This window comes from Photobacterium sp. GB-210 (assembly GCF_003026075.1).
In the GTDB taxonomy this organism is placed as follows: Bacteria; Pseudomonadota; Gammaproteobacteria; order Enterobacterales; family Vibrionaceae; genus Photobacterium.
In genome coordinates this window covers 108,809-132,346 of the sequence record NZ_PYNU01000009.1, presented here as the reverse complement: position 1 = coordinate 132,346, position 23,538 = coordinate 108,809, and the positions used below count along the sequence as shown (strand labels likewise).

Annotated in this window: 25 protein-coding genes; 3 read left to right on the top strand and 22 right to left on the bottom strand. The window is 37.8% G+C overall.

Annotated elements, in window-relative coordinates:
- Positions 1 to 324: 324 nt before the first annotated feature.
- From C9J38_RS12765 to C9J38_RS12735, 7 genes are all read right to left on the bottom strand, one after another.
- Positions 325 to 771, bottom strand: a complete 447-nt coding sequence (locus C9J38_RS12765) for a hypothetical protein (protein ID WP_107207434.1) — start codon at positions 769 to 771, stop codon at positions 325 to 327.
- On the bottom strand, positions 746 to 1,822 hold the full coding sequence (locus tag C9J38_RS12760; RefSeq protein WP_107207433.1) for a hypothetical protein: 1,077 nt from the start codon (positions 1,820 to 1,822) through the stop codon (positions 746 to 748). The genes C9J38_RS12765 and C9J38_RS12760 overlap by 26 nt, the downstream gene beginning before the upstream one ends.
- Positions 1,823 to 1,932: 110 nt before the next feature.
- Positions 1,933 to 2,433: a GNAT family N-acetyltransferase gene (locus C9J38_RS12755; RefSeq protein WP_107207432.1), complete on the bottom strand. Its 501-nt coding sequence runs from the start codon at positions 2,431 to 2,433 to the stop codon at positions 1,933 to 1,935.
- A 423-nt stretch (positions 2,434 to 2,856) separates the two neighbouring features.
- Entirely contained in the window at positions 2,857 to 3,297 is a 441-nt protein-coding gene (gene soxR, locus C9J38_RS12750) for a redox-sensitive transcriptional activator SoxR (RefSeq protein WP_107207431.1), read from the bottom strand.
- A 333-nt stretch (positions 3,298 to 3,630) separates the two neighbouring features.
- On the bottom strand, positions 3,631 to 3,780 hold the full coding sequence (locus C9J38_RS22040) for a LysR family transcriptional regulator (RefSeq protein ID WP_233217704.1): 150 nt from the start codon (positions 3,778 to 3,780) through the stop codon (positions 3,631 to 3,633).
- A 53-nt stretch (positions 3,781 to 3,833) separates the two neighbouring features.
- Entirely contained in the window at positions 3,834 to 4,028 is a 195-nt protein-coding gene (locus tag C9J38_RS12740; protein WP_107207430.1) for a hypothetical protein, read from the bottom strand.
- A gap of 375 nt (positions 4,029 to 4,403) precedes the next feature.
- Positions 4,404 to 5,783, bottom strand: a complete 1,380-nt coding sequence (locus C9J38_RS12735; protein WP_107207429.1) for an endonuclease/exonuclease/phosphatase family protein — start codon at positions 5,781 to 5,783, stop codon at positions 4,404 to 4,406.
- Between the two features lie 309 nt (positions 5,784 to 6,092).
- Here C9J38_RS12735 and C9J38_RS12730 point away from each other — a divergent pair, with 309 nt between their 5' ends.
- The 3 genes from C9J38_RS12730 (at position 6,093) to C9J38_RS12720 (ending at position 8,481) form a co-directional block, all read left to right on the top strand.
- Positions 6,093 to 6,299 (top strand): hypothetical protein, encoded by a 207-nt coding sequence (locus C9J38_RS12730; protein WP_107207428.1) that lies wholly within the window; start codon positions 6,093 to 6,095, stop codon positions 6,297 to 6,299.
- 17 nt (positions 6,300 to 6,316) lie between these two features.
- Positions 6,317 to 7,948 carry an ABC transporter substrate-binding protein gene (locus C9J38_RS12725; protein WP_107207427.1) on the top strand — a complete coding sequence of 544 codons (1,632 nt, stop codon included), beginning with the start codon at positions 6,317 to 6,319 and terminating at the stop codon, positions 7,946 to 7,948.
- Positions 7,949 to 8,052: 104 nt separating this feature from the next.
- A complete protein-coding gene (locus tag C9J38_RS12720; RefSeq protein WP_107207426.1) occupies positions 8,053 to 8,481 on the top strand; it encodes a VOC family protein in 429 nt (142 codons plus the stop codon).
- Between the two features lie 63 nt (positions 8,482 to 8,544).
- Here the strand turns inward: C9J38_RS12720 and C9J38_RS12715 are convergent, their stop codons facing one another.
- The 15 genes from C9J38_RS12715 to C9J38_RS12645 form a co-directional block, all read right to left on the bottom strand.
- A complete protein-coding gene (locus C9J38_RS12715; RefSeq protein WP_107207425.1) occupies positions 8,545 to 9,330 on the bottom strand; it encodes a PhzF family phenazine biosynthesis protein in 786 nt (261 codons plus the stop codon).
- A gap of 23 nt (positions 9,331 to 9,353) precedes the next feature.
- Positions 9,354 to 9,812, bottom strand: a complete 459-nt coding sequence (locus tag C9J38_RS12710; protein WP_107207424.1) for a MarR family winged helix-turn-helix transcriptional regulator — start codon at positions 9,810 to 9,812, stop codon at positions 9,354 to 9,356.
- Positions 9,793 to 10,788, bottom strand: a complete 996-nt coding sequence (locus tag C9J38_RS12705) for a DUF2955 domain-containing protein (protein WP_107207423.1) — start codon at positions 10,786 to 10,788, stop codon at positions 9,793 to 9,795. The genes C9J38_RS12710 and C9J38_RS12705 overlap by 20 nt, the downstream gene beginning before the upstream one ends.
- 23 nt (positions 10,789 to 10,811) lie before the next feature.
- On the bottom strand, positions 10,812 to 11,861 hold the full coding sequence (locus C9J38_RS12700; protein WP_107207422.1) for an HlyD family secretion protein: 1,050 nt from the start codon (positions 11,859 to 11,861) through the stop codon (positions 10,812 to 10,814).
- 957 nt (positions 11,862 to 12,818) lie between these two features.
- On the bottom strand, positions 12,819 to 13,415 hold the full coding sequence (gene ribA, locus C9J38_RS12695; RefSeq protein WP_107207421.1) for a GTP cyclohydrolase II: 597 nt from the start codon (positions 13,413 to 13,415) through the stop codon (positions 12,819 to 12,821).
- Positions 13,416 to 13,513: 98 nt separating this feature from the next.
- Positions 13,514 to 13,984, bottom strand: a complete 471-nt coding sequence (gene ribE / locus C9J38_RS12690) for a 6,7-dimethyl-8-ribityllumazine synthase (RefSeq protein WP_107207420.1) — start codon at positions 13,982 to 13,984, stop codon at positions 13,514 to 13,516.
- A 59-nt stretch (positions 13,985 to 14,043) separates the two neighbouring features.
- The gene (ribBA, locus tag C9J38_RS12685; RefSeq protein WP_107207419.1) at positions 14,044 to 15,141 is read right to left on the bottom strand and encodes a bifunctional 3,4-dihydroxy-2-butanone-4-phosphate synthase/GTP cyclohydrolase II; all 1,098 of its coding nucleotides are present in this window, start codon (positions 15,139 to 15,141) and stop codon (positions 14,044 to 14,046) included.
- A 32-nt stretch (positions 15,142 to 15,173) separates the two neighbouring features.
- Complete coding sequence (locus tag C9J38_RS12680) at positions 15,174 to 15,833, bottom strand: riboflavin synthase (RefSeq protein ID WP_107207418.1); 660 nt, start codon at positions 15,831 to 15,833, stop codon at positions 15,174 to 15,176.
- A 126-nt stretch (positions 15,834 to 15,959) separates the two neighbouring features.
- Entirely contained in the window at positions 15,960 to 16,667 is a 708-nt protein-coding gene (gene fre / locus C9J38_RS12675) for an NAD(P)H-flavin reductase (protein WP_233217699.1), read from the bottom strand.
- 13 nt (positions 16,668 to 16,680) lie between these two features.
- A complete protein-coding gene (locus C9J38_RS12670) occupies positions 16,681 to 17,802 on the bottom strand; it encodes a long-chain fatty acid--CoA ligase (protein ID WP_107207416.1) in 1,122 nt (373 codons plus the stop codon).
- 95 nt (positions 17,803 to 17,897) lie between these two features.
- Positions 17,898 to 18,584, bottom strand: a complete 687-nt coding sequence (locus tag C9J38_RS12665) for an LLM class flavin-dependent oxidoreductase (RefSeq protein ID WP_107207415.1) — start codon at positions 18,582 to 18,584, stop codon at positions 17,898 to 17,900.
- Between the two features lie 22 nt (positions 18,585 to 18,606).
- Positions 18,607 to 19,584, bottom strand: a complete 978-nt coding sequence (locus C9J38_RS12660; RefSeq protein WP_107207414.1) for an alkanal monooxygenase — start codon at positions 19,582 to 19,584, stop codon at positions 18,607 to 18,609.
- A gap of 48 nt (positions 19,585 to 19,632) precedes the next feature.
- A complete protein-coding gene (locus C9J38_RS12655; protein ID WP_107207413.1) occupies positions 19,633 to 20,697 on the bottom strand; it encodes an alkanal monooxygenase in 1,065 nt (354 codons plus the stop codon).
- A 36-nt stretch (positions 20,698 to 20,733) separates the two neighbouring features.
- Positions 20,734 to 21,657 (bottom strand): acyl transferase, encoded by a 924-nt coding sequence (locus C9J38_RS12650; protein WP_107207412.1) that lies wholly within the window; start codon positions 21,655 to 21,657, stop codon positions 20,734 to 20,736.
- Between the two features lie 12 nt (positions 21,658 to 21,669).
- Complete coding sequence (locus C9J38_RS12645) at positions 21,670 to 23,106, bottom strand: aldehyde dehydrogenase family protein (protein WP_107207411.1); 1,437 nt, start codon at positions 23,104 to 23,106, stop codon at positions 21,670 to 21,672.
- Positions 23,107 to 23,538: the final 432 nt, after the last annotated feature.

The following is a 23,538-nucleotide window of genomic DNA, read 5'->3' as shown; positions in this document are numbered from 1 at the left end:
ACGGCCAAGTTTCGTTACATTGTCCGAGCCGCTGCTTTATTCAGGCTCGTAGGTTCATCTGGTGATACAGACGGTTCACTCATAAAGCGGTGAACAACGCTTCATACGACTTCAGGTCGCACGGACAGAAACGAGTTAGTCAATTTGCCCTCTTTAAGCTGGTAGGTACTAGAAAAAGTATTGATAATTTTTTAATGAAGTAACTTTAGGGTATAAAAAGACCGCCACTATGGGCGGTCATTTAACAGTAATTCTATTAAAGAGATCTAATTCGTGGTGGCGAAAAGAATACTGTATTTATTCTTACAGTACTCATTGGTTATTTTAGTTCTTTGTATAGGTCTTATATACGCCCATATTAGTGTACTTCGTTTTGACTGAGTACCCTTCAGACAAAAGTCGATCATTGATAATAAAATAGGTGAGGGCTGTAACAATAAAACTGACGATAAAGAAAAATAACATTATTCTATTTTGTACTTTTATTTTTCTTTTTGACCATGAGTATTTTGTTGCCTTTCCTGTTTTTATTATAGTAAAAAACATAGACCACGCATGTATCACTAAACCAATAATCATGATGCCACCAAGTGCATCTCCAATTGATAACTTAATGATAGGAGATAGGTTATAAGCAGAACTTAATGTATCTATCCATGAAGATAACAACCAACAAGACCCAGCAGTAAAAAAAACACAGATAAAGAAAAATTTTATCTTGGTTATTATCGATACCACTTCATCATTATGATTGCATTTTTCTAAGCGCATTAGTCAATTCTCCTGATACGTTTTTAACTTCAAAGAATCTATCAAGAATAAGACTTAGACCGATAGAAATTGCTGCAATTGCTACAATTGCAATTGCTCCACTGCCAACAGCAACAAACATTCCAACAATAAATTCCGCTCCATAAAGTGCGATAGCAGTTTTAATGAAGTCAGTCCCTACATTTCCGAACCAATCATAAAAATCATAATCATCATTAAAAATTAGATCATTAGTATTTATAGCGGCTGAAATAATCATGGTCATAGTACCAGCTTTTAAACCCGCACTAATACGCTGCGTTGGCGCTATCCCTAATTGAACAACTTTCGGATTATCTATCGCATAGGTCTTTTTTCCATTAACCTTGAAACGCATTCCTTTAATAAGAACATGCCGTAACATCTGCTGTCCATTATTTCGAGTGGCAATTGATACACGTGTTTTCCCTTTAATCACTGAATATCGCGCTGTCACACCAAAATCGCCAAAGGCTTGGGCTAACTTAACAGCCCCAAAACCAGTTGCTAAGTATTCGGCCCATGTTTTCGTTTTATCAATATCTTTCAGAATCAATGTTGATGGTATTTGACCTTTTTGATGATATCGATCATCAATCAAGTTTTTAATGGTATGGAATGAATCTTCTTCAGTGAGAAGCAACACAGCTTGATGATTCTTTTCTAATTCTTCTTGAAGTGTACATTGCCCAGTAAACACTTCATTCCCAGAGATATCATTCATTAGTTGTTCATGCTTGAGTGAACTTTTAGCATTGATTCGCTCAATTTCTTCAAGTGTTTTTTTCGCCCTAGCTTCTTTGGCTAGTTCAGATTGCTTAGCGCGTTCAGCCTGTTTTACTAAGCTGTCATGACGATTAAATTCTGTTGGCGGAGATAGCCATGTGAGAGAGTTAGCCATGTAAATTGAGAAGTTTGTTGAATTTGAATCATTATAAAGAATAAAGTGGCTAGGCAATAATTTGCCCAAAATTTTAATGTTAGAAAGATTTGAGCTAATTAATGCATGGTATAGCCATGATAACTTGCTCATTTTTGGACAGAAACTGCTTAGGTGATTTGCTCTATTTAGGCTTACATTTCACTTCGAATATGTGCCGCTGAGCGACACATATCCTTCTCTTTTTCTTTACAGCTCAAAGCCTAAAGAAACTTTTCAATAAGGATTTCATCTACATACTCCCCACGAACTTTTGCATGTTTTTTTGCAGTACCAACAACTTCAAACCCTTGTTTAAGGTAAGCAGTTAAAGCTCGCTCATTATCGCTACGAACGTACGCGAATAGCTTTTCATAACCCTTTTGTTTTGCAACTTCGAAAGTCGAGTTAAAAAGCTGTTTAGAGATACCTTTACCACGAGCACTTTCACAAACAAAAGTACCAATAATGCCTACGTGATCAAAAGATTTTGTATATTGTGCGAACGGCTCGATATTTTGAAATCCAATAACCTTTGAGTCACTCTCGGAAAAAGCAACTGTAAACACTCCATTCTCTGGGAAGTGAGTAATAAAATCTTTCTCTTCTTCAGGTGTAAAGGTCGTATCCAATACAGTGTATAAACCTTCAACAATGATTGGGTTGAGAACATTTGTGATCCCTTCAGCATCATCCAAAGTCACCTGACGTACAACTAATCCCATATAACTCAACTCCATATTATAATTTGAGTTATTTTTTACATGAGCTCATAACTATCAGCAACAATTAATTCCTTTTAAATATAAGCTCGATGTTATTTTCGGCTCATAACGCTTTTTGAAATTAAGAAATGCCTTTATTCAGTCTTATTAAAAACGAAATTCAATAGATAAAATCAGCATAATTCGTTATATGAGATAAAAAATAAACAATAGAAACTAATCAAAAATCACGTTAATACAATATGAATGAGTAATAGTTCTAACAAGAAATGGGGCACTTCTGATTTATGAAGTGCCAACGGTGCATTGTGATCATCTAGCGATTCTGTCGTACCCTAACTACCAAGCGACTTTGCGCTTGCTTTATTACCGAGGGAAATTGACGGTCTCCACTTTACGTAATTCTTTGACTATCAATATGGGCTAGTCAGAGGTGTGTTGGATGCTAAGCTTCGCGCCTGCCGTCATGATCCCATTGCTGTCGTTATTGTTATATAGCGCACAACTTTCCATTGATAAACAGCCACACTGAATACAACTGCCTAACTGAGTTTGAAGTTGTTTTAACTCATGCATTTTATCTTCAAGCTTTTGATGCCAAAGGGTTGAAAGTTGTTCCCATTGTTCTTTTTTCACATTTTCGTTTAAGGGAATATGCGCCAAGGCTTGCTTGATTTCTTGTAATGTTAAGCCAACATTTTGCGCTGCTTTAATTACCGCTATACGGCGCAGAACAGAGCGCTTATAACGGCGCTGATTGCTCGCGGTTCTATAACTAAGAATGAGTTCTTTTTGTTCGTAAAAATGTAATGCCGAAACACTCACGCCTGCGCGTTTCGCAACTTGTCCTACACTCAATTCCATTTGATTCTCCACATTACATCGTTATTTGTTCTTGCAGCTAGCTTTTAAAGGCTCGATATTTAGGCCGTGTTTACATTCCTTTCATGTAGGCAATATAGTAGCTTAAATCTGATGCTATCGCTGAAAAGGGGGTCACAAGTTGGCCTGTTGCTAATGGTTTTTTATTAACTGTTGGCGTCCGATAGTAATGCCTAATGAGTTTATTGCTGCTGTTATATACAAGTTACGGTGATTAAAGCGATAGGTTTTTCGGTAATAATCAATATCACTATTATTTACTGTTAGCTATGAGGGCCACGCTTTCGATTGTGTTCGATGTATAAATGTTGCAGCTTATAAGCCAGTTATATCTTTTTTAATTAATCCTAACTCTAAATATTTAATTCGATGGCTTACCGCACTTTGAGATACAGTTAAATATGATGCCGCTTTGGTAAAACAGAGCTCTCTGGCAGCAATATTAACCACATGAATATTTGCCATTTATTTATTGCTCAATCGTGATAGTCGATGCTGGGATTGCACAACAGCGAGTATTACCCCTTATTTTTTTTCTTGCTCTTTTCAGACAGTTCCGTTGTCTTGTCTTTTATCTGATTGACACAACAGTTGCCAATCACACCGTCTTTTTTCGCTTTAATAGAAAGTTGAATATATAAAAATATGATGAAAAACAGGAATAACACCAAAGAAATAACAATATAGAGTGGAAGTAATTCATCGTTACTCATTGCTTTACCTCATTAAATTAAAGTGAATATCATTTAATATAATAGATAAATGTAATAATGTTAGTTTATATTTACTGTAAAAGTGCAAACATAAAAATTAATTTTTTTAAATAGCTTTAGCTTTCATTATTAATAGGCTTGATGCCTAAACCGTCAAAATATGAAAAATATAGATGAGCATTGTGCTATCGCAACTTATTTAAGAAATGAAGTTATAAACTCGTACTACGGAAATATTGACTTTATCTAAGTAAATATCAAATAAGAGTGAATGGCGTTAATCGAGGGTATTTCTTATGTTTTGATTGTTTCTCGTCAGAACCATGTTGACAAGAAAAGCCGATCTTACGATCGGCTTTTTAAATAAAGGGCGAATCAGTTAAAGCTTGCCTTTAGCCACACCATACGGTGGTCGGAAGAAATATCTTTGCCTTTTCCTTTACCAATGCGTTCATCGTTCATCAGTAAGTATCCAGCTTCATTCGGTGCTGGCCAGTAAACACCAGAATCAACAATGTTTAGATTACTTGATGGGATAGCGTGATCCACTTGTAAACCAAACGTACTGGTTATGCGCTCTGGGTGTGGGTTATCTTGGCGACATTCACCACTTGGGAAGCAGTATTCAGCACCAAAGCTTGTCGGAACGTAAGCGCCATTAGTGGCTTCTTGATTCACACGCTGGTGCTTTAATAGGGTATCAATGGTTTCGATAAAACCGTCACCCGCTTCAGGATCGGCATTAAGATCACCCACAATCACAAACTTGGCATTATCAGCTAAACCGCCTTTTGTGCCTTTGTCATCATAAATAAACTCTGCACCATCAATGTAATCGGTCCAGAATTGAATTTCATCGCGGTTTTTTTGTTTATTGTTTTCTGTCACTGTGTCAAATACCGGTGGCGTTGGGTGCGACATTAAAATATGTACCACTTGCTCGCCTGATGCTGTCGGAATGATAACGGGTGCATCAACATGGTTTTTCGATGATAAACGGACTTGATTCCATTCAGTATCGGTGTACCAGTTATCACCACAACTCATACCTGCCGGAATTTTATTTTTATCATCGTTGCAGTTAGTAATCGTTGGGTTCGTTGCCGTTGGTAAGTCTTTCCACTTAAAGGTTTGGAATGTACGGGTATTCGCATCATCAATTTTAAATTGAGACATAAGCGCAAACGCATACTGACCATGATATTGACCAAAGCCCCACGCATCATTTGGACCGCTATTTACTTTACCGTCGTTATTAAGATCTAAGCCGCTCATTAAACCTGTGTTCGTGGCATAACTTTGGCTAAACGGGTAGTGAATGGGTGATAACGTATCGCCGCCATCAATGCTATTAAGGCTTTGTCCTACCGCTAAGTAGTTATTTTGGAATCCATTTAAAGCGGTAAGATCATCACCAGTACCGTCGTTATTGTATTCAGCCAGTAAAATAATATCAGGACGTTGGCTTTGAATAATGGCTGCAATGTTTCTGATTTGAATGATCTTTAGTGCTTTCGCTTTGTCGGCTTCACTTAGCGTATTTGCATTAAACCCATCGACTAATGTTTGTTGCTCTGAAGGCGTGGTAAGCATTTCATCGACCAGTTGTTCAAACGTAAAACGGTCGAATGATAAGTTGAATGTAGCAATAGAAACGTTGTTAACAGGGATAACATCATCATTGCTCTCAAATACACAGCCAGTAAGAAGAGCAGATGAAATAGCAACAGCAGCAAGAGTCTTAATTAGTTTCATTCAATAATCCATATTGTTGAAAGGAATTTAGGCGGTAAAGCGTCGAGCAGCATAGTACCTATTTAGTGATAAATAAGTGTGACAAGGGCACGATACTATGTAACTAATAGTGATGATTTGCTTTGTTTTTTCTTAAATTATGCTCGATATCTCAAAAATGTTGTGAGGGGGGATAGTATGTGCGTCTTCGAATACTTAAAGAGATAAATATTTTGTGTCGTTTAAAACCGGAACAGTCTCTTTTTTTGTTCCGTTTTTAAATGGCGTAAAGCTCCTAAAATAAAATCATCAAATAACAGGAGTGAAATCATGAAATTTTATAACCAAATTAAAGAAATCATTAACGCATCAAAACGTCACGATAAAAAAAACGGATGGCTTGCTCGTTTGATATATATTAGTCCTGCACAGCGATTAGAAAGGTTGAACACTATTTTTGGTTCAGAGCAGTTTTCTAAAGCTAGGCCATTAACGCTTCGCCAGCAAAAGAAGTTTAATGATGATTATCTAAAGTAATGTAAGGATCTCTTTGTATGAGCCGACGAAAACTGGAACTATATGAAAATATATTTAATCGTGTCGGTCCTGGTAAAAGCAAGGTCACTATTGTAGAGATCGCCGCTTACCTTCATTGCAGTGAGCGTCATGCGAGAACGTTATTAAATCAAATGACAACATTAGGTTGGTTAACGTGGTCACCTACTGTGGGGCGAGGTAATAAAGGGATCCTCAATTGTTTACTGGAACCGATACAGGCATGCCATAAAGAGATTGATAAAGCGAATGACAACAGCAATCTCGATTTGGTTTATAAGCTGGTGGGGTTTAATGGAAGAGATACCGCCGCTGGCTTATGGCAATATTTATCACAAGCGGTGACAGAAAAACACAACACGATCCTGGCGCCTTTTCATCGTTGTATGAAAACGTTACATCCCCATTTTATTACCGAGCGTACTGAGCGCCACTTTATCTCTGAGATTTATCAAACGTTAGTTGAAGAAAAAGCGAATAAGCTGACAGGTGATCTTGCTCATTTTTGGGAAAGTAATAGCAATCATACCGTTTGGACTTTCTATCTGCGTCCTGAAACTCAGTTTCATGATTTATCTGTTCTGACGGCGGATGATGTTGTTGCAAGTTTTAACGGGCTTATCCATTCAGCGCAATGGCAACGATTGTATGATCATATCAAAAAGGTCATTGCCGTTTCTTTTGATGTGGTTGAAATTCATTTATCTACTCCAGATCCTCTTTTTATTAAATTATTGTGTCGTGCTGAAACTGCGATCATGCCAAAACAGTTCGTATTTGCTAATGAATCACATTTTAGAGCCATTGGCTCAGGACCTTTCTTGTTAGCGGTAAATTCGAACAAATTAATACGCTTGCAACGCTTTTCACAATATAACCGTACGTCAGCATTAATTGAGAAAATTGAATTTTGGATCCACGAGAGTTGGGCAGAAAGAAAAAAGTGTTATCAGAACTTTTTCTTTTTAAATGACAGTTCAAATGTGTATGAGACGGCCTGTGATTATGTCGGCTCGTTCTATTGCTTGATTACAAATAAGCAATTACAAACGCAAGATGTTAAACAAAATCTAGCAGCGGCATTGTTAGGCGATCAGAATCAAGCTGGTGAGAATTATCCGGTTTATACGATAAGTCATGAGAATAATCGCGAATGTCGAGAGTATTCAAAACAGTTAATGTCCTATTTTGATAAGCCTGAAACATTGCAGACGAAAGAAGTAAAGTTTGGTCAGTTTCTTGATGACGTTGATGTGTCGATTTTAGGAATACGAAAGGAAGATAACAAGTACACCAGTTGGTTTGCTTTTTTAACGTTATATCCGCACTGGCCATCGGTATTGACCTTTACCCAGCAAGATTATTTACACCAGCAGATCGCTGCGATCCGTATAGAAGAGGATGTCTTACGTCAACAAGCACTGATTAGTCATGTAATGACGTGGTTAGAGCAACAGCATATTTTATTTGAAATAAAGCGTGAAGGATTAACCCTCTCGGTACCAGAGCAAATACGAGGTGTGGAGATCAATGCCAATGGGTGGTGCGATTTTTCTAAGTTGTGGATCAAACCCATGAAAGTGAAATCGGATGTCACTGCGTCAATGGAAAGTCTGATCGCTAAATATTAATCAACGAGTTATTGAGTAATCAATACATCATTATTTCTTCTTGACCTCAAGTTTACTTGAGGAATTAGAGTGCTTACATATTTTCAAAAAAGAAGGAAAAAACAATGAAAGGATATGTAGAACACATCAATATCAAAGTCTCTCAGCCCGAAAAAACGATTCATTTTTTATTAACAGCGTTACCTGAATGGACGATTCGCGGGGAAGGGAAAATTGATAACTGGTTTGGTCAACCAATGCATTGGTATCACATTGGCGATCAAGAGAGCTATGTGGCGATAGGATCTGGGGGGGAAGGTCAGGTGCCTGATTGGCAGGGAAATGCATCAGGCATTAAGCATGTTGGTATTGTGGTTAAACGTATTGATGATGTGGTTGCAAAGCTGAAAAGTGCCGGTTATGAAGTGGATCATTGGGGTGCAGATCATCCTTATCGTCGCAGTGCTTATTTTATCGATGATAACAATTTAGAGATCGAGTTTATTGAATATTTGACCGATGATCGTGCACTTAGAAACGATTACAGCCAATAATGGCGAAATGAAATAAGACAAGAAGGAGAGCGCCTGCTCTCCTTTATAGATTGAATACACGCGCTATAAGTATACCTTTCCACGCAGATATAAAACCGCTGATCCGGCAATAATAATGCGATCATTATCGATCATTTTACACTGTAAAACCCCACCTCGTTGTGAGGCTTGGTAAGCGGTTAATTCTCGTTTACCAAGCTGTTTAGCCCAATATGGCGCTAAAGCTGTGTGGATTGAACCTGTCACTGGATCTTCATAACCGCCATTGGCTGGCCAGAAATAACGAGACACAAAATCGTATTGTGTCGATTGTGCAGTGACAACGATATCGTGAGGGGCGAGCTGTTTAAGCTGCTCTGCATCGCAAACCACATTTTGTACTGCTTGTTCATTGGGTAAAACAGCAATATAGGCCTGGCGATTTTTTAGCACCTTGGTGGGCGTAATAGATAATCCCTTGAGTAAGGCGGCTGGTGGTTCAACGTCTTCACCAGGTTGGCAAGGGAAGTTCATTTCAATATTGCCATTTGGGGCTTGTTTTACTGTCAGTGTGCCAACTTGCTCTGTGGTAAAAGTGATCTCGCCTTTAAGCTGGTAAAACTGATACAGAACAAAGGCAGAGGCAAGCGTTGCATGACCACAAAAGTCAATTTCAGTCAGAGGAGAAAACCAACGGATCGCATAAGTATTATCGCCCGTTGGTTTAATAAACGCCGTTTCAGACAGGTTATTTTCAGCAGCAATACGCTGCATTAATGAGACGTCTGGAAAAGTGGCAACGGGCATGATTGCCGCAGAATTGCCTTTGAAATGTTGGTCGGTAAAAGTATCGACAACGAAAATATCCATATCGTGTTTATCCTGCGTGTGCGTTAAGAATTGACCAGTATGTCTTGTCGGATCAATTTTTTGTTAATTTTAAATAAAAGTTCGCGTTCTTCATTTGTGAGTGGCGCAAAGAAGTCTTGATTGAGATTAGCAATACATACGGTGGCTTTTTGCTCGATATCTTTACCTTTATCAGTAATCACAAGATAGCGGGCTTTTTTGTTTTGCTCTGATTTATGCACGGTGATTAAGTCACGTTTAATACAGTTATCGATTAAACGTTTAGTCACTGAACGTTCACGGTGCAGTGCATCGGAGACAGCTTGCTGCGGCACTTCGCCCAAATAACTGAGCACGCGTAGTGCACCTAACATTTCTAACGTAATATCAAATTCCGTCGCCAAGGCTGAATTGGCAATACTACGAAATTGCTTGTAGGCTAATCCCATCGTAAAAGAGACACTCTCATTAAGAGAAGGGATATCAGTGTAGTTCTGTGACATGACGTTTCTTCGCCGTAGTAATGAAATAAAACAGAGCCAATATACCTAAAGTACAGCTAAGTTCCCATCCTCGAAGGAAAGTACTACTTAATCCTAACTCACTGTTGGTCATATAAAGTTGGATCGGTAGCATGGTTGCGAGCAAAATATCGGGATGTAACTCTTGGTGTGGCCCTTCATCGGTATAAATTTTGTGACTGATCATGTAAATCAGTACAAATAACCCCAAACCATAAACAATAATATTACTTTGATAACCAGCGATAAGTAACATAAATATCGCCGCAATAGCACACCCGCCGACTTGCGTAATAAAACGAGATTTAACGATTTTTAAATAGGCTTCTCGACTGGTTTGAGTTGCTGCTGCAATGACTGGCACCATACAAAATGCGCCAGAAATGAGATTTACAATCATTAAAAAACCCAGTCCTAAACCAATCAAACTCACTGATATCAAGCGTTGTTGAGCGGTGACAGGGGTTGTTTTCGGTTTGAAAAAGCCCGATTTTGGTTTCGGTGGTAGTAGCCAAAAAAACAGCTTAGTTACACAGATACTAACCACAATCGCTAACCCCACTTCGTGTAAACGTTGCGGCATATCCATATTGGTGTGTAGCGCAAAAACAATATTTAAAATCCAGTTAATTGTCGGCATAAACAATGCGCCCACTTTAGCGGGAGAATCTGCCCTTTTTCTTAGTTGGTCGAACAGTACGATACTGATCGTCCAAATAATAAAAGGGTGATCACTAAAAACTTCAGACACGAAAACCGCACTGTAAGCAGAGAGCAATACCAAAGCGAACGTTTTGCTTAATCCTTTCCAACTGTAGTCTTTTACTTTCGTTGCGATGATGATCGGAAATAAAGCAAAGTAAACATGTGAATTTACATGGAAAAGCTTTCCGAACATCATACAGATACACACAATCAAGCTAGTACGTAGTGCATCTGTACTGATTAACTGTTTCATATTTTGCTCACCTGAGTGGTTTCTTAGTAGATGTAGCGGAACAGGGCGATGACATGGATCCAAGCATTGCTGAGCACATCTAATACGGGATTACCATTAAGTACAATGACACTTGCGCGAGAGCCTGAAATCACATCTTGCTGCGGTACATTGACAGCAATACGAGTACGGATTTTTTGCTGTTCACGGATCCAACGTGAGTCATTGGTAACGGTTGATAGTTGTGTTAATGGGTTACTCGCATCAAAAATAGCGCGATCTTGATTTTCTATTTCGCCTTTAAATACTCGACCAGGTTGAGAATCAAAACTGATCAATACATGATTTTTAGGTTGTAAATGGGCAATGCCTTTTTCGTTAAAGTCCGCACTTAGCCAACTGTTTTTTGCATTCACAAGAAAAAGGATCGGGGTACCTTTATTAACATAAGTCCCTGCATCTAATTGTAAATTGCTCACAGTGCCAGCTGTCTGTGCAACAACTGTAGTATTGGATAAATCCCATTCAGCGCGTGCTAATTTTGCTTGTGCGAGTTCAACGGCTGCGGTGTTTTCCTTACCTGATAGTGTCGCTTTGATTTTTAGCACATCAGCTTGTGCGGCAGAAATAGCACTTTTAGCGACATCAGCAGTACTGATCGCATCATCAAGCTCTTGTTGGGTCGTTAACCCTTTACGGCTTAATGCTTGGTAGCGATCCAATTTAATTTGCGCATTTTTCCACAATGTTTTTTTCTGTAGTACCACTTGCTGTGCAGCGACGAGTTGCTGCCATGTTCCTATATTGGCTTCTTTTGCTTGTTGCAATTCGGCTTGTGCTTGATCGACTGCAATTTGATAAGGCTTTGGATCAATAGAAAATAAAGGTTGGTTAGCATTAACGTGTTGACCGTTACTGATATAAACATGGGTGATATTTCCTGATACTTCAGGAGCAATATTCACCACTGATTTATAGAAAGTGGCTTGTGTGGTAAATGGCGACACATTATCAGCCATTAAAAGGAAAGCTGATAATGATAAAGCGAAGCCGATTACGGTATATAAGAGAATAGAGTAAATGTTCGTTTTCATCACTTTTGTTACCTATACAACAAAACTATGAGGCGATTGTATACTTAGTAATGTTGTATGTGCAACATTAATTAGTGTTATTTATTTTAGTGATGGTGTTGAAAGAGGAGTTTTTGAGTGTGGGGGCGTAATAAATAGGATTCTAGCTGCTATATTTAATTGGGTAATTTGTTTTATAAATAGGATGTTAATAGCGTTTGAGTTTATTTTTGCATTTTTTTCTATATGTGAATTTGCCTAATTGGCGTTTATCTACCATATTTAACTTAACCTGTATTGAGATAGTTACTCGAGCTTACGGAGGATTGGAGCTGTTTTTAAAGACTCACGGATACAGGTATCAGTGATTATTAATAGACCTCTTAGACCCGTTATTGGTAGTCACTCAGTTGCATCGCGCAACATGTGAAAAGTAGACAAAGTAATACATGTAAGAGCAACAAAGTAACACCGTAAAAATTACACACGTAAAAGCTACATACGTAAAAGCTACACATGTAAAAGCTTCTAAGTGACTACTTAGTTGTTAACAATTTGGTAAGTGACACCTTTTAAAAATTTGCTTCTTCGCCAATATATAGCGGTCCGCACAAATATTGTGGGACACGGCAAGCTCAACGTAATGAGTGGCGAAGCGTAACAATATTGGTGTGCCGAGTAAGTACACTAATAGCAACACCAAGCCGCACTGCAATAGTGCGGCTTTTTATGTTTAGCGACTTATTAATAATTCATAAAATTACAATAATTATTAACTCTTCCTATTGAAAATTATAAGATATTGAAAATAAACTTAAAATAAATGTTATCCACAAATTCAGTGGGTAACTCTGAACTGTGGTTGTTTAAGGTGGTTGTTTTTTTGCCATTTAACATGACAATTTTAGTATGTTAAATGGCGTAATAGTTAGGAGCGAAATCTCGATGCGTATGGCGAGTAAAGGTAAGTGTGAATTGTCATAAAGATAAGTTGTGATGACCGTATAAGGCTTTTGCTTGTAAGTATTCTTGATTACCTTCTTTGATGTGTACTTGAGTCTTAATCACTTCTACTATCTGAATATTATGTTGAGATAAGTCTTTAACTTTTTTAGGATTATTGGTAATTAAGCGGACTTTGTTGATACCCAGTGCGTGTAATGCGTCGGCGGCTTCCTTGAAATCACGAAGATCATCATCAAAACCTAAATGGTTATTTGCTTCATAGGTATTCATGCCTTGGCTTTGTAATTGATAAGCATCGAGTTTATTGTATAAACCAATCCCACGGCCTTCTTGACGTAGATACAAAAGAATCCCACCAGATTGGCGCATTTTTTCTATCGTTTCATTGAGCTGCTCACCACAATCACAGCGAGAAGAATGAAAAACATCACCGGTTAAGCATTCAGAGTGCAGACGAACTAAAGGAACGCTTGCCGCTGTATCTGCTTGTTTAAAAATAATTGCGACGTGTTCTTTACCTGAGTTAAAGCCATGAAATGACAATAATTCAGCAGGGATATCACTTCGTTGCCCTATTTTAAAAGGAACTCGGGCTCTTACTGTGACCATAATATCCTCGTACTTCTATTTGAGTTAATTATTTTGGAAGGAAAATGGCTATGATTCAGTAGGTATAATAGCCATCATAATGTGTGAAGATAAGGTATCTAAGGTTCTATCTCTGCTAACACGTTGATCATTTCGAGTGCACTGAGGGCGGCTTCTGCGCCTTTATTTCCCATTTTTGTTCCAGCACGTTCAATGGCTTGTTCGATGGAATCTACCGTAAGGACACCAAACGCGACCGGAATTTGATGTTCTAATGCAACTTGCGCTAAACCTTTATTACATTCACCTGCAACATATTCAAAATGTGGAGTACCGCCACGAATCACAGAACCTAAAGCGATGATGGCATCATAACTACCTTGTTTCGCAAGTTGTTGAGCCAATAAAGGCAGCTCATAAGCCCCTGGACAATGTACAATGGTAATATTGGTTTCTTTAACAAGACCTTGGCGTTGTAGGGCATCTAATGCACCAGACAATAGGTTGTCATTGATAAAACTATTAAAACGAGAAACGATGATGACAACATTTGCGTGGGGTGCTGTGATCGCACCTTCAATAATATTCATGAAGCTTCCTAAGTGTATTTATAAAAACGAACGATGAATCAATAACATTTGAGTGTTTACTAGTTACAAATATATTCAACAACCTCAAGATCAAATCCTGATAAAGAACGATATTGTTGGTTTTGTGAAGACAGTAAACGAATTTTGCGTAGCCCTAGTTCAGATAAAATTTGCGATCCTAAACCAATTTGTCGGGACTGCGGTGTGGTAGGCAAGGGAGCAATCGCTTGGTGCTCTGAAGCTAACTGGTTTACTTGATTGATGATCATTGTTGAGGGTTCTATTTGGCTGATGATCACTAATACGCCACCGTCGGCTTGAATACGCTGCATGGCCGCTTGTAGGGACCATTGTGTGGCGCCAGTATGTAAAATATCTTTCAGTGTATCTTTGACATGCACACGGACTAAGGTTTCAGTATCAGGGTTAATATCACCTTTACATAAGGCGTAATGGAGTTGATTGTCAATGGTGTCACGGTAGGTGATCAAGTTGAACACACCATATTCAGTGCATAATTCACTCTCTGATAAACGTTCAATATGACTTTCTAGTTGGGTTCGATACTCGATTAAATCGGCAATTGTCCCCAGCTTTAAATTGTGCTTTTGCGCAAACACTTCAAGTTGAGGTCGGCGTGCCATTGTGCCGTCTTCATTAAGAATTTCCACAATAACACTAGAGGCTTCAAGCCCTGCTAAGCGTGCAACATCACAGCCTGCTTCAGTGTGACCGGCACGAATTAATACGCCACCATCTTGCGCCATTAATGGAAAAATATGCCCCGGCGAAACAATATTATCAGCACTGGCATTAGGAGCAACTGCTGCTTGTACTGTCTTCGCACGATCACTGGCAGAGATCCCAGTCGTAACATCGGTGGCGGCTTCTATTGAAACGGTAAATGCAGTTGAGAATTTATCGTGATTATTTTGTACCATTAGCGGTAAATTTAACGTTTTACAGCGATCTTTGGTTAACGTTAAGCAGATCAACCCACGCCCATGTGTTGCCATGAAATTAATCGCTTCGGGAGTAATCATTTCAGAGGCAATGATCAGATCGCCTTCATTTTCACGATTTTCATCATCCATCAAGATAACCATTTTCCCCTGACGGATATCATTAATGATTTCTTGGGCGCTACTTAAAGTCATAACTGGTCCTTTTTATCAACAGCGTAAATGAGTTATACGATAAAACCGTGCTTCTCTAATAAAGACATAGAGACGTTAGTGTTTTTTTTGGATTCTTGTTTATCAATGCTGACTAATCGTTCGAGGTAGCGTGCCACCATATCAGCTTCAATATTGACCTTTTGACCAATGGTTGCATTAGCAAGTGTTGTATTGGTTAACGTATGAGGAATAATGGTTAATTTAATGACATTCTGATAGACAGCATTGATGGTTAAGCTCGTTCCATCAATACAAATTGAACCTTTCTCTGCAACAAACTTCTTCAGGTGTATTGGTACAGTTATCCAAACCTCAATGGTGCGACCCTTTTGCTTTAATTCAATAATGTCGCCAATACCATCAACATGTCCGGAAACAATATGACCACCTAAGCGTGTAGTGGGTAACATGGCTTTTTCTAGGTTGATATTTTGTCCGACGTGGTAGCTGTGAAATGCGGTACGCTTTAACGTCTCTTTTGAAAGATCGGCAACAAACCCAGTTGGAGTTAATTTAGATACGGTTAAACAAACGCCATTACTAGCAATGCTATCACCAAGTTTTACGTCCGAAATATCAAGCTTATTGGTATTGATAACCATTGAAATATCGTCATTATTACGAATAATGGCGCTGATATTTCCAATTGCTTCTATTATTCCTGTGAACATACTATACCTACAAAAAAACTCTATTTATCAGGTGCAAGCCAACTGTTACCCAATAAATAGAGTAAATATAATGAGTAATGACTGATTTAGATAAAAACCATCAGTAATGATATGAACGATTTTTAACTACATATAACTAAACGCATCAGAATACATTTTCCCGACATTGGCTTTTTTCTGAGTTGTAAAAATATCTTTTGCATTTCGGCTCATACCGAATGGCCCGCAAACATAAATATCAAATTCAGATAAGTCGGCAAAATCATCCATTACAGCATCAATAACATTGCCGATTTTACCGTCCCACTCTGTGTGTACATGCTCGACAACGGGCACATATTTCACATTGGGAAGCTGGGCTTCTAATGACTTAAGTTTTTGATCTGCATAAAGCAATTGGCGATTGTTCACACCCCAGTAAAGGTAGATAGGTTGTGATAGTTGCTTGTCAATACAATGATGAAGGATACTATTGATATATGATAAGCCTGTGCCGCCAGCGATAAGTAGCAGCGGCGATTCACTTTCATCACGTAACCAAGCATCACCATGTGGCGAATCTATCTTAAACTCGGTTTGATGAATAAACGCATCGTTAAAATACGAAATTGCTTCTATAGCAGTTTCTTTGACTGAGCCGCCAACATGCAATTCAATTAATTCATTACAGTTTGGGCTGTTAGCAATAGAAAAAGGCAGCTGTTTATTATTCAAATAGATAATAGCGTATTGCCCGGCTTTGAATTGAAAGCATTGGTCTGGTTTGATAAACACTTTAAAAACATGGCTATCAGATGCTTCAATTTTTGTAATTTTGCAATTAAAAATCATCATTCAGTCCTGCTACTTATTTCAAGCTGGTCGCCATCGATAATGAACAGCCTTTTTGTTCACGGGTATTTAAACGGCGAACAATTTCCACGGTTGTTCCTTGGTGTGGATCGGGCTCTTTGATGTTGTGCACAATGCCAATATCGTCTGTAACAATAAAGGTTGGGTAACTCGTCGATGATGCATCCATGTAGCTCATTAAGCCTTCCTGACCATCTTCAACAGGCGTCATAGTGACAGGATCAAGTGCACGAGCATATACCCATGGTGGAACATGTTTGCGTTGGCGGTTATCTTCAAAGAAGCAAGTATTTAGTTCTACTTGGTTAAAGGTGTCACGAATTTGGCTTTCGTGGAAAAGGTTGAAAGTTTCCATTAATAACTGATTAAAATCTTGACGATTAAGTGCTTCTTTTTGTTTTGTTTTCCAGCCGCCACCAGTGATGATGAACATATGAGCGCCAGCATTAAATTCAATGTTGTGCTCTTTCATATAAAGCGCTAATAAATAAATAAAGTATGGAGGGCCAATTAAACAAATGCCTTTTCCTTTACGTTGAATAGCCTTTAACGACGTGATGGTTTGTTCAAAATCAATTTCATCTTCGTCTACTGTAAACGTCGTTGGGTATAACAATTCAACTAGGCTCATGACATATTTGAACCAAACATTTTTGGCGCTGAAGCGATCAGGTCCCATATTAACTAGCTCTAGTTGGTGTTCATGGAACTCACCTAGATACTTCATGCCGTAATTTACAGAGCCAAGCAGGCGTTCGATGCTTTGGCGATCACGGGCAATATGGCTTTTTATTCCACTTGTGCCGCTACTGGTGAACCAATTTTCAATATTAGCTTCATCGGCAGTATGTAGCTTAGCGTATTTGAACATCGAAGTAGGGAATACCGGAATATCATCGATTGATGTAATTTTTTCGTCTACACCTTGGGCATTACAATAATAACGGTAATCTTCATTATTTTTATAATGGTAGTGGAATGATTCCATTATAAATTTCTGCTTTAATTTTTCTTGTTCATCATAGGTTAAGTTAAGTGGTGATGATGAGAAAATAATATCATCAAGTTCTGAACTAACAATAATATCGTTAGTATCAACATTTAATAATGTAGTCATATTAAACCTTAATAAAAAAATAATGGCAGTGTAATAAATCACACTGCCATTTATAATGACAATGATTGGCGAAGTCTTAATTTAAATTAACTTAATTAGTTAAGATTGTAATCTTTTCGATAATTGATAACTTGTTTATCAAAATTAATCATTAATGATTTTTTATCCTCTTGAACTTTCATTGATTCAAAACAAAATAAGAAATCGACTTTATTATCTAAACCTTGAGCAATATCAACAACGTGAGATAAGCACGTATCGTAATTTCCTGCCGCATTACTATTGATGATTTCATCAATCGATGCCTCTGCTTGGGTGTAACAGAGGTAATTTTCTAAGTAAATGCTTAGCTCAGCTTTGGCTTGCGTTGGGTTCTCATTCACATTGATAAATAACATTAATCGATGACGAATATCGGTGATATTGATATTAAACTTAGCCGCGGTTGTCTCGTAATGTTTTAATAAATCAATGCGCTTTTTTTGGTTATCATCCCACTTAAACAGAAGTGGCACCCCATATTTAGCTGCTTTTTCAACGGTTTCGTTGCTGGTGGCTAAAATATGAACGTTATTACCAATACTAACAAGTGGAGCTAGTTTCGTTTCATCATGATAACTTTTATCTATGTGGTATTCGCTAAATGCAACAACATCATAGATGGATGTATCTTCATGAATAATACGTAATGTTTCTAACGCATTATTCATGGTTAATGATGGATCTTGCTGTCCTACATGATAAAAATTAAGGAAGAAGACGCCATAATTCCATTTTGTCATTTTATTATCCTGAGACTTATTATTATAGATTTTTCTTGATTTTGTTATTAACCATATTAATAAGGTCGATGACAGCTGCTTTATTTTTCATAGATTCAAAAGATAACAATACATTCTTTGAACCTGTTATTTCTAAAGCATATTTAGTGGAGTCATAATATTCATCTTCTGTACCTACCGCGTGTTGCTTAATTAGCTCTTCAATTTTTTCTTCTTGATCTGCATTTGGGTAAGCTTCTGCAATATAATCGCGGATATAGTCACGCATTTCTTGTTTAGCAATATCGCTATCTGTATTTAGATTAACAAGTAATGGGAATTGGTGATCAATATTAGTAATATCGACATTATTTTCAGCCGCGACAGCTAAATAATGTTGATAGTAATTTTCTTTTTCAGCTAGGGTGTCACTCCAGCGGTAAGTCAGCGGCAGGCCTTTGACCGCAGCCCACTCAACCACGCCCATACTTGTAGCTAAGATATACTGTTTTAGGTTTTCTTTACTAATACAGTGTGGGTTGATAGAGATTTTTGGGAAGTTATAAAAGTCATTATTAGCATGACAGTAGTTAGTAGTAATACCATCATTTAAAATGTCATAACAAGCTTCAAATTGCTGTTGTTGACTATCGCGTTGGCGCTTAAAGAAGTCCATCTCGAAATCATTGACACAATCACTTAATCCTAGAATAAAACGTCCATCAGACATTTGATCAAGCAAGCTTGTTTCTTCTGCAATACGTACCGGATGGTGAGTTGTGATAACTTGATTCAATGAACCAATATGAAGACGTTCGGTTAAACCGAGTAAAAAACTTGCAGCTGTTATAGGAGCACCTACGATACCGTTTTTAGAAAAATGGTGTTCGTTAATGAAAGCGGTATTGAAGTGGTACTCGTCTTTATCGACCAATGCAACAGTGTTGATCATGTTGTCGAGTACGTCTTCAGATGTCATACCTTTAAGCTGAAAGTTTAGAAAGAATAATCCAAAATTCATGTTATTTTCCTTATTTATCATTTAATTCAAGATGTTAAATCTAGTGGTTTATTTCGGATCTTTTAGGTATGGCGCCACTTGTGTCATAAAGCGTTCCATAGAAGCAATGATTTCTTGCTCTGAACCGTTTGCTTCAAAACCAAGGGTAATATTTTTGATCCCTGTTGCATCAATATCGCGTTGCATGATTTCAATACATTTTTCAGGTGTGCCAACAGGGTTAAGGTTATTACTGTAATCAAGACGACGGCGGCTATCGGTATGGCCTTGTAATACAAAGTCACGCCATTGACCTTTGTGGTAGTCATAGCCACGAGTTTGGTTACTGTCTTTAAAGATATTTGTCGCATTTGTGTAAGAGTCATACCAGTTTGATAAGAAGTCACGACATGCACTTTCTGCTTTTTCTTGATCGTCATTAACAGAACAGATGAAGGTCATACTGTGGTCGATATTCTTAATATCGTGACCATGTTCAGTTGCAATTTCATTGTACAGTTCCATCTGTGCTTTTTTCTCGCTGGTCGTGATGATCCAACTTAGCACCATAGGCAAACCACGTTCTGCTAACCAAGTTGTTGTCGCGGCAGATTCGGCTGTCATACAAGTAGGGATTTTGTCTGAGTAGGCTTCTGGATAGACATTTACATCTTGGAATTCAATATTTTTACCATCAGTGTGTAAAACACCTGATTTTGAGCCGTCCATGATCATTTTATGGAAATCTTCAGTGATCGAACGGGAATCTTCCATCGTAACACCGAATACCCGGAAATCTTTATGGTATAAACCACGGACTACGCCAAAGTTAAAACGACCTTTTGACATTTGATCCAGTAGCATTAGATCTTCCATTTGACGGGCAGGGTGAGCTGTTGGAAGTACGATACCCATTGTGCCAACGTTGAGTTTTTTGGTACGACCAAGAATATTGGCACAAGCAACATATAGGTTACCGGTTAGGCCAAATTCAGTGAAATGGTGTTCAAGCGTCCAGAAGGTATCGAAGTTTAATTCTTCTGAAGCAACGCCAAGTCGAACAAAGCGATCCATGACTTCTTTATGAGATTCACCTGGTGGCTGGTATGAGAAACAAATATTGCCAAATTTCATTATATTTTCCTTTTAATGAATAAAATATGTATTGGTTTAAGCGCTAGCGAACATTTCGTTTTCAATTTTATTTTTTAAACGACGTTCATTAACTGTAATAATGGTGAGATCTTCAAAGTTTGGTTCACTAATATCGTCCGCTAAATCGAGTACTTCACTGTCTAAGCCTATTGCGGCTTTGGTTACCGATTGGTAGAAATTACGCAGGACGATCAGGTTCTCACCTAAATCATGTGATGAACCAATTAATGAGTAAATTTTGGTTTTATCTGAGTTGATATTTCCGATTAAGTGTTTCACTTCTTCTTTGCAGACCCAATTATCGCCATTTGAAACAAAGGCAATAAAAGGAATATCTAGATCTTTAGTTTTATTTACTGTTGAATCTAAAGTATCCCAACTATTATCAAAACAGTCAGTCACAAAGACTTTTGAGCCTAAGTTATAACCTTCGAAATTTAAATCTTCAGGGATATCATTAATTTCCATTTGTAGATAATCATAATCAAGTGCTTTCTCAAGTGTGCTTCTTAAATTAACAACACCAACAGCCGTAATGAGGAATGATAATTTAATCTCAGTAGCAACATCATAGGCAATACGAGCAGAAAGACTTGAAGCAATTAGTCCAATTTCATTAATACCACGATCATTTAGCCAATCAATGACTGTTAATAAACTTTGTTTGCCAACAGACATAGAAAACTGATTAATTTCACCACTACTTAAGCCAACATGATTTAATGAATCATAACGAATAACATGAAAACCATTATTTGCTAAATATTCAGCAAGGCCAGCGAAATGGTCCATTCGACGGGCAAAACCAGCTGCAATAACAATCGTATTATTGCGCTTAACCTCTTGATTTTTAGGCAGAGTTTCCCATACACGGATGTGACGATTATCACCTAGGTTAATAACGTGATCAATAGGTGCTGAGGTTTGAGTATTGTTCATAATATTTCTCTTTTATGGTACAAAAACGAGGAATTTATCTTCTTCTAGGTAACGCGTTTGTTCTATTTTGACTGCGACATCTTTAGTGGTATAAGTCGATGGTCTTTCATGTGAAATATATTTAACAAGACGCTGAAGTGGACGCATACCGTCATGTGCGCCACCCACTCGAAATATATTATTCATACCTGATTCAATAATACGTTCCGCACCGTGTGCCGCTAATGTATCTCTATATTTAAATGATGCTTCCCATGGTGTAATTGAAACTGTTTGGGTTACATTATTTTGAAGATAGGGAGTAATCTCCGAAATATCTTTCACGTGATGAATATACGCAGAACGAGATAATGGTTGATTACCGAATGAACCCGCTGGAGATTGCGTTAATAACCAAGACTGCTCGTCACCTTTTTGCACTTTATATTTGGCAAATAAACATTCTCTTTCTGTTAAAGAAAATGCGCCCTTTTCATCGAAAGATTGATCGCCTTTGGGCAGTATGTCTTTATAGATGTTTAATTGCTGAGTTAGCTCTGCAAAAAAAGTATCGATATTGTCACCCATGTAATAGATATCTTGGGTAGAGAAACAAGCTTGTTGATCATAAAAACAGATGTCGTGAGCAACACCAATGGCAGCTGCTTTAATATCTGTTGGGTTATCAACAATCGAAATACTTTTCTTTGGACCAAATTTAAGAATATCAACGTGTGCTGGGGTATGTTTTGTTGCCCATTTGATTGCATCGTTACCCCCCCAAGCCACAACCACATCTGCACAGCTCATGATTTTTTGTGGAATAGTGATATCTTCACTATGTGACCAATACATGACTGACATAGATCGAGTTATTGGGTGGTCGGCATCGGTATCAATAAAACTTGAAGCCAGTGCGGTTGCGGTAAATGGATCAGCAGACGATGTTTTAATGATGCATTCGTTTTTAGTTAGAATAGCGCGCAGGATAGATGTCACACCAGACAGCGGAACGTTACCCGCTAATAAATGGATAGACTTGCCTTTTGGCAGCGCCTTGACATAGCAATCACCTTGGGGGAGCCATTCATCAACGATATGGCGAGAACTGAGATCATTTTCAACAATGTCATACAGCGCACTTTTGCTACATAGGATCATCGAAATCCAGTTCGCTTCTAGTTTTGCCATCTCAGGAGAGTAGCCCATGAATTTGACTAGATCGCGAATATAAGTAAGGCGACGGCTATAGTTTTCACTCTTCCATTTTTGCCCTACAGTATACAAGAAGTTAACTATCTTGTTGATATTTAAGTTATTTTCTATTTTTAGTGAGGTGATCGCCTCAGCATCAATGTCTGTAATGATAGGTACATTGACGGTGTTATTGTTAAGCGTAAGTTCGCGGACTTCATGTTCTGACGTGTCTCGAACTTCGCCTCCAATAATCAATGGGATCTTCTTAATCATGCAATCTCCGTTAACATGCTGTTAAATTCTATTCCTTTTAGGGATGCGTTGATGCCCCTTAGGAACAAAAATAAGGCTAGATGAATAATTATTACCATGTAAGTTGATTTTTATTTGTTTATAAATATTCGAGATTTTGATCACACTATAAAAACAATTATTTTTAACTCTTCATATCCACATCTATTATGTCTAGCTTTTTCGACATTTTTTCCGTCTTTTTTTTGGTCAATAATTGCTCATTTCTTGGTTTTTAATATTTTTACGGAGTGAGTTTAGGTATGTTTATTTGTGTTTTTTTATCGTTGAAATTTTATTTTTTTTTGTTTTTTTTATTTTTACTCCGATATTTATCGAATTAAAATGTATTTCATTTTTTGTTTTTTGATAGGTTTGTATTTGTGGGGATAAATATTGCTACAAGTAAATAAA

What these genes read in the sequence shown, in the direction of transcription:
- soxR (WP_107207431.1), bottom strand. Translation starts at nt 3,297, where the DNA reads ATGGAATTGAGTGTAGGACAAGTTGCGAAACGCGCAGGCGTGAGTGTT.
- C9J38_RS12700 (WP_107207422.1), bottom strand. Translation starts at nt 11,861, where the DNA reads ATGAAAACGAACATTTACTCTATTCTCTTATATACCGTAATCGGCTTC.
- C9J38_RS12660 (WP_107207414.1), bottom strand. Translation starts at nt 19,584, where the DNA reads ATGAATTTTGGATTATTCTTTCTAAACTTTCAGCTTAAAGGTATGACA.
- C9J38_RS12760 (WP_107207433.1), bottom strand. Translation starts at nt 1,822, where the DNA reads ATGAGCAAGTTATCATGGCTATACCATGCATTAATTAGCTCAAATCTT.
- C9J38_RS12680 (WP_107207418.1), bottom strand. Translation starts at nt 15,833, where the DNA reads ATGTTCACAGGAATAATAGAAGCAATTGGAAATATCAGCGCCATTATT.
- C9J38_RS12730 (WP_107207428.1), top strand. Translation starts at nt 6,093, where the DNA reads ATGAAATTTTATAACCAAATTAAAGAAATCATTAACGCATCAAAACGT.
- C9J38_RS12765 (WP_107207434.1), bottom strand. Translation starts at nt 771, where the DNA reads ATGCGCTTAGAAAAATGCAATCATAATGATGAAGTGGTATCGATAATA.
- fre (WP_233217699.1), bottom strand. Translation starts at nt 16,667, where the DNA reads ATGATGATTTTTAATTGCAAAATTACAAAAATTGAAGCATCTGATAGC.
- ribA (WP_107207421.1), bottom strand. Translation starts at nt 13,415, where the DNA reads ATGGTCACAGTAAGAGCCCGAGTTCCTTTTAAAATAGGGCAACGAAGT.
- C9J38_RS12720 (WP_107207426.1), top strand. Translation starts at nt 8,053, where the DNA reads ATGAAAGGATATGTAGAACACATCAATATCAAAGTCTCTCAGCCCGAA.
- C9J38_RS12645 (WP_107207411.1), bottom strand. Translation starts at nt 23,106, where the DNA reads ATGATTAAGAAGATCCCATTGATTATTGGAGGCGAAGTTCGAGACACG.
- C9J38_RS12715 (WP_107207425.1), bottom strand. Translation starts at nt 9,330, where the DNA reads ATGGATATTTTCGTTGTCGATACTTTTACCGACCAACATTTCAAAGGC.
- ribBA (WP_107207419.1), bottom strand. Translation starts at nt 15,141, where the DNA reads ATGACTTTAAGTAGCGCCCAAGAAATCATTAATGATATCCGTCAGGGG.
- C9J38_RS12710 (WP_107207424.1), bottom strand. Translation starts at nt 9,812, where the DNA reads ATGTCACAGAACTACACTGATATCCCTTCTCTTAATGAGAGTGTCTCT.
- C9J38_RS12670 (WP_107207416.1), bottom strand. Translation starts at nt 17,802, where the DNA reads ATGACTACATTATTAAATGTTGATACTAACGATATTATTGTTAGTTCA.
- C9J38_RS12650 (WP_107207412.1), bottom strand. Translation starts at nt 21,657, where the DNA reads ATGAACAATACTCAAACCTCAGCACCTATTGATCACGTTATTAACCTA.
- C9J38_RS12735 (WP_107207429.1), bottom strand. Translation starts at nt 5,783, where the DNA reads ATGAAACTAATTAAGACTCTTGCTGCTGTTGCTATTTCATCTGCTCTT.
- C9J38_RS12725 (WP_107207427.1), top strand. Translation starts at nt 6,317, where the DNA reads ATGAGCCGACGAAAACTGGAACTATATGAAAATATATTTAATCGTGTC.
- C9J38_RS12755 (WP_107207432.1), bottom strand. Translation starts at nt 2,433, where the DNA reads ATGGGATTAGTTGTACGTCAGGTGACTTTGGATGATGCTGAAGGGATC.
- C9J38_RS12665 (WP_107207415.1), bottom strand. Translation starts at nt 18,584, where the DNA reads ATGACAAAATGGAATTATGGCGTCTTCTTCCTTAATTTTTATCATGTA.
- C9J38_RS12655 (WP_107207413.1), bottom strand. Translation starts at nt 20,697, where the DNA reads ATGAAATTTGGCAATATTTGTTTCTCATACCAGCCACCAGGTGAATCT.
- ribE (WP_107207420.1), bottom strand. Translation starts at nt 13,984, where the DNA reads ATGAATATTATTGAAGGTGCGATCACAGCACCCCACGCAAATGTTGTC.
- C9J38_RS12740 (WP_107207430.1), bottom strand. Translation starts at nt 4,028, where the DNA reads ATGAGTAACGATGAATTACTTCCACTCTATATTGTTATTTCTTTGGTG.
- C9J38_RS22040 (WP_233217704.1), bottom strand. Translation starts at nt 3,780, where the DNA reads ATGGCAAATATTCATGTGGTTAATATTGCTGCCAGAGAGCTCTGTTTT.
- C9J38_RS12705 (WP_107207423.1), bottom strand. Translation starts at nt 10,788, where the DNA reads ATGAAACAGTTAATCAGTACAGATGCACTACGTACTAGCTTGATTGTG.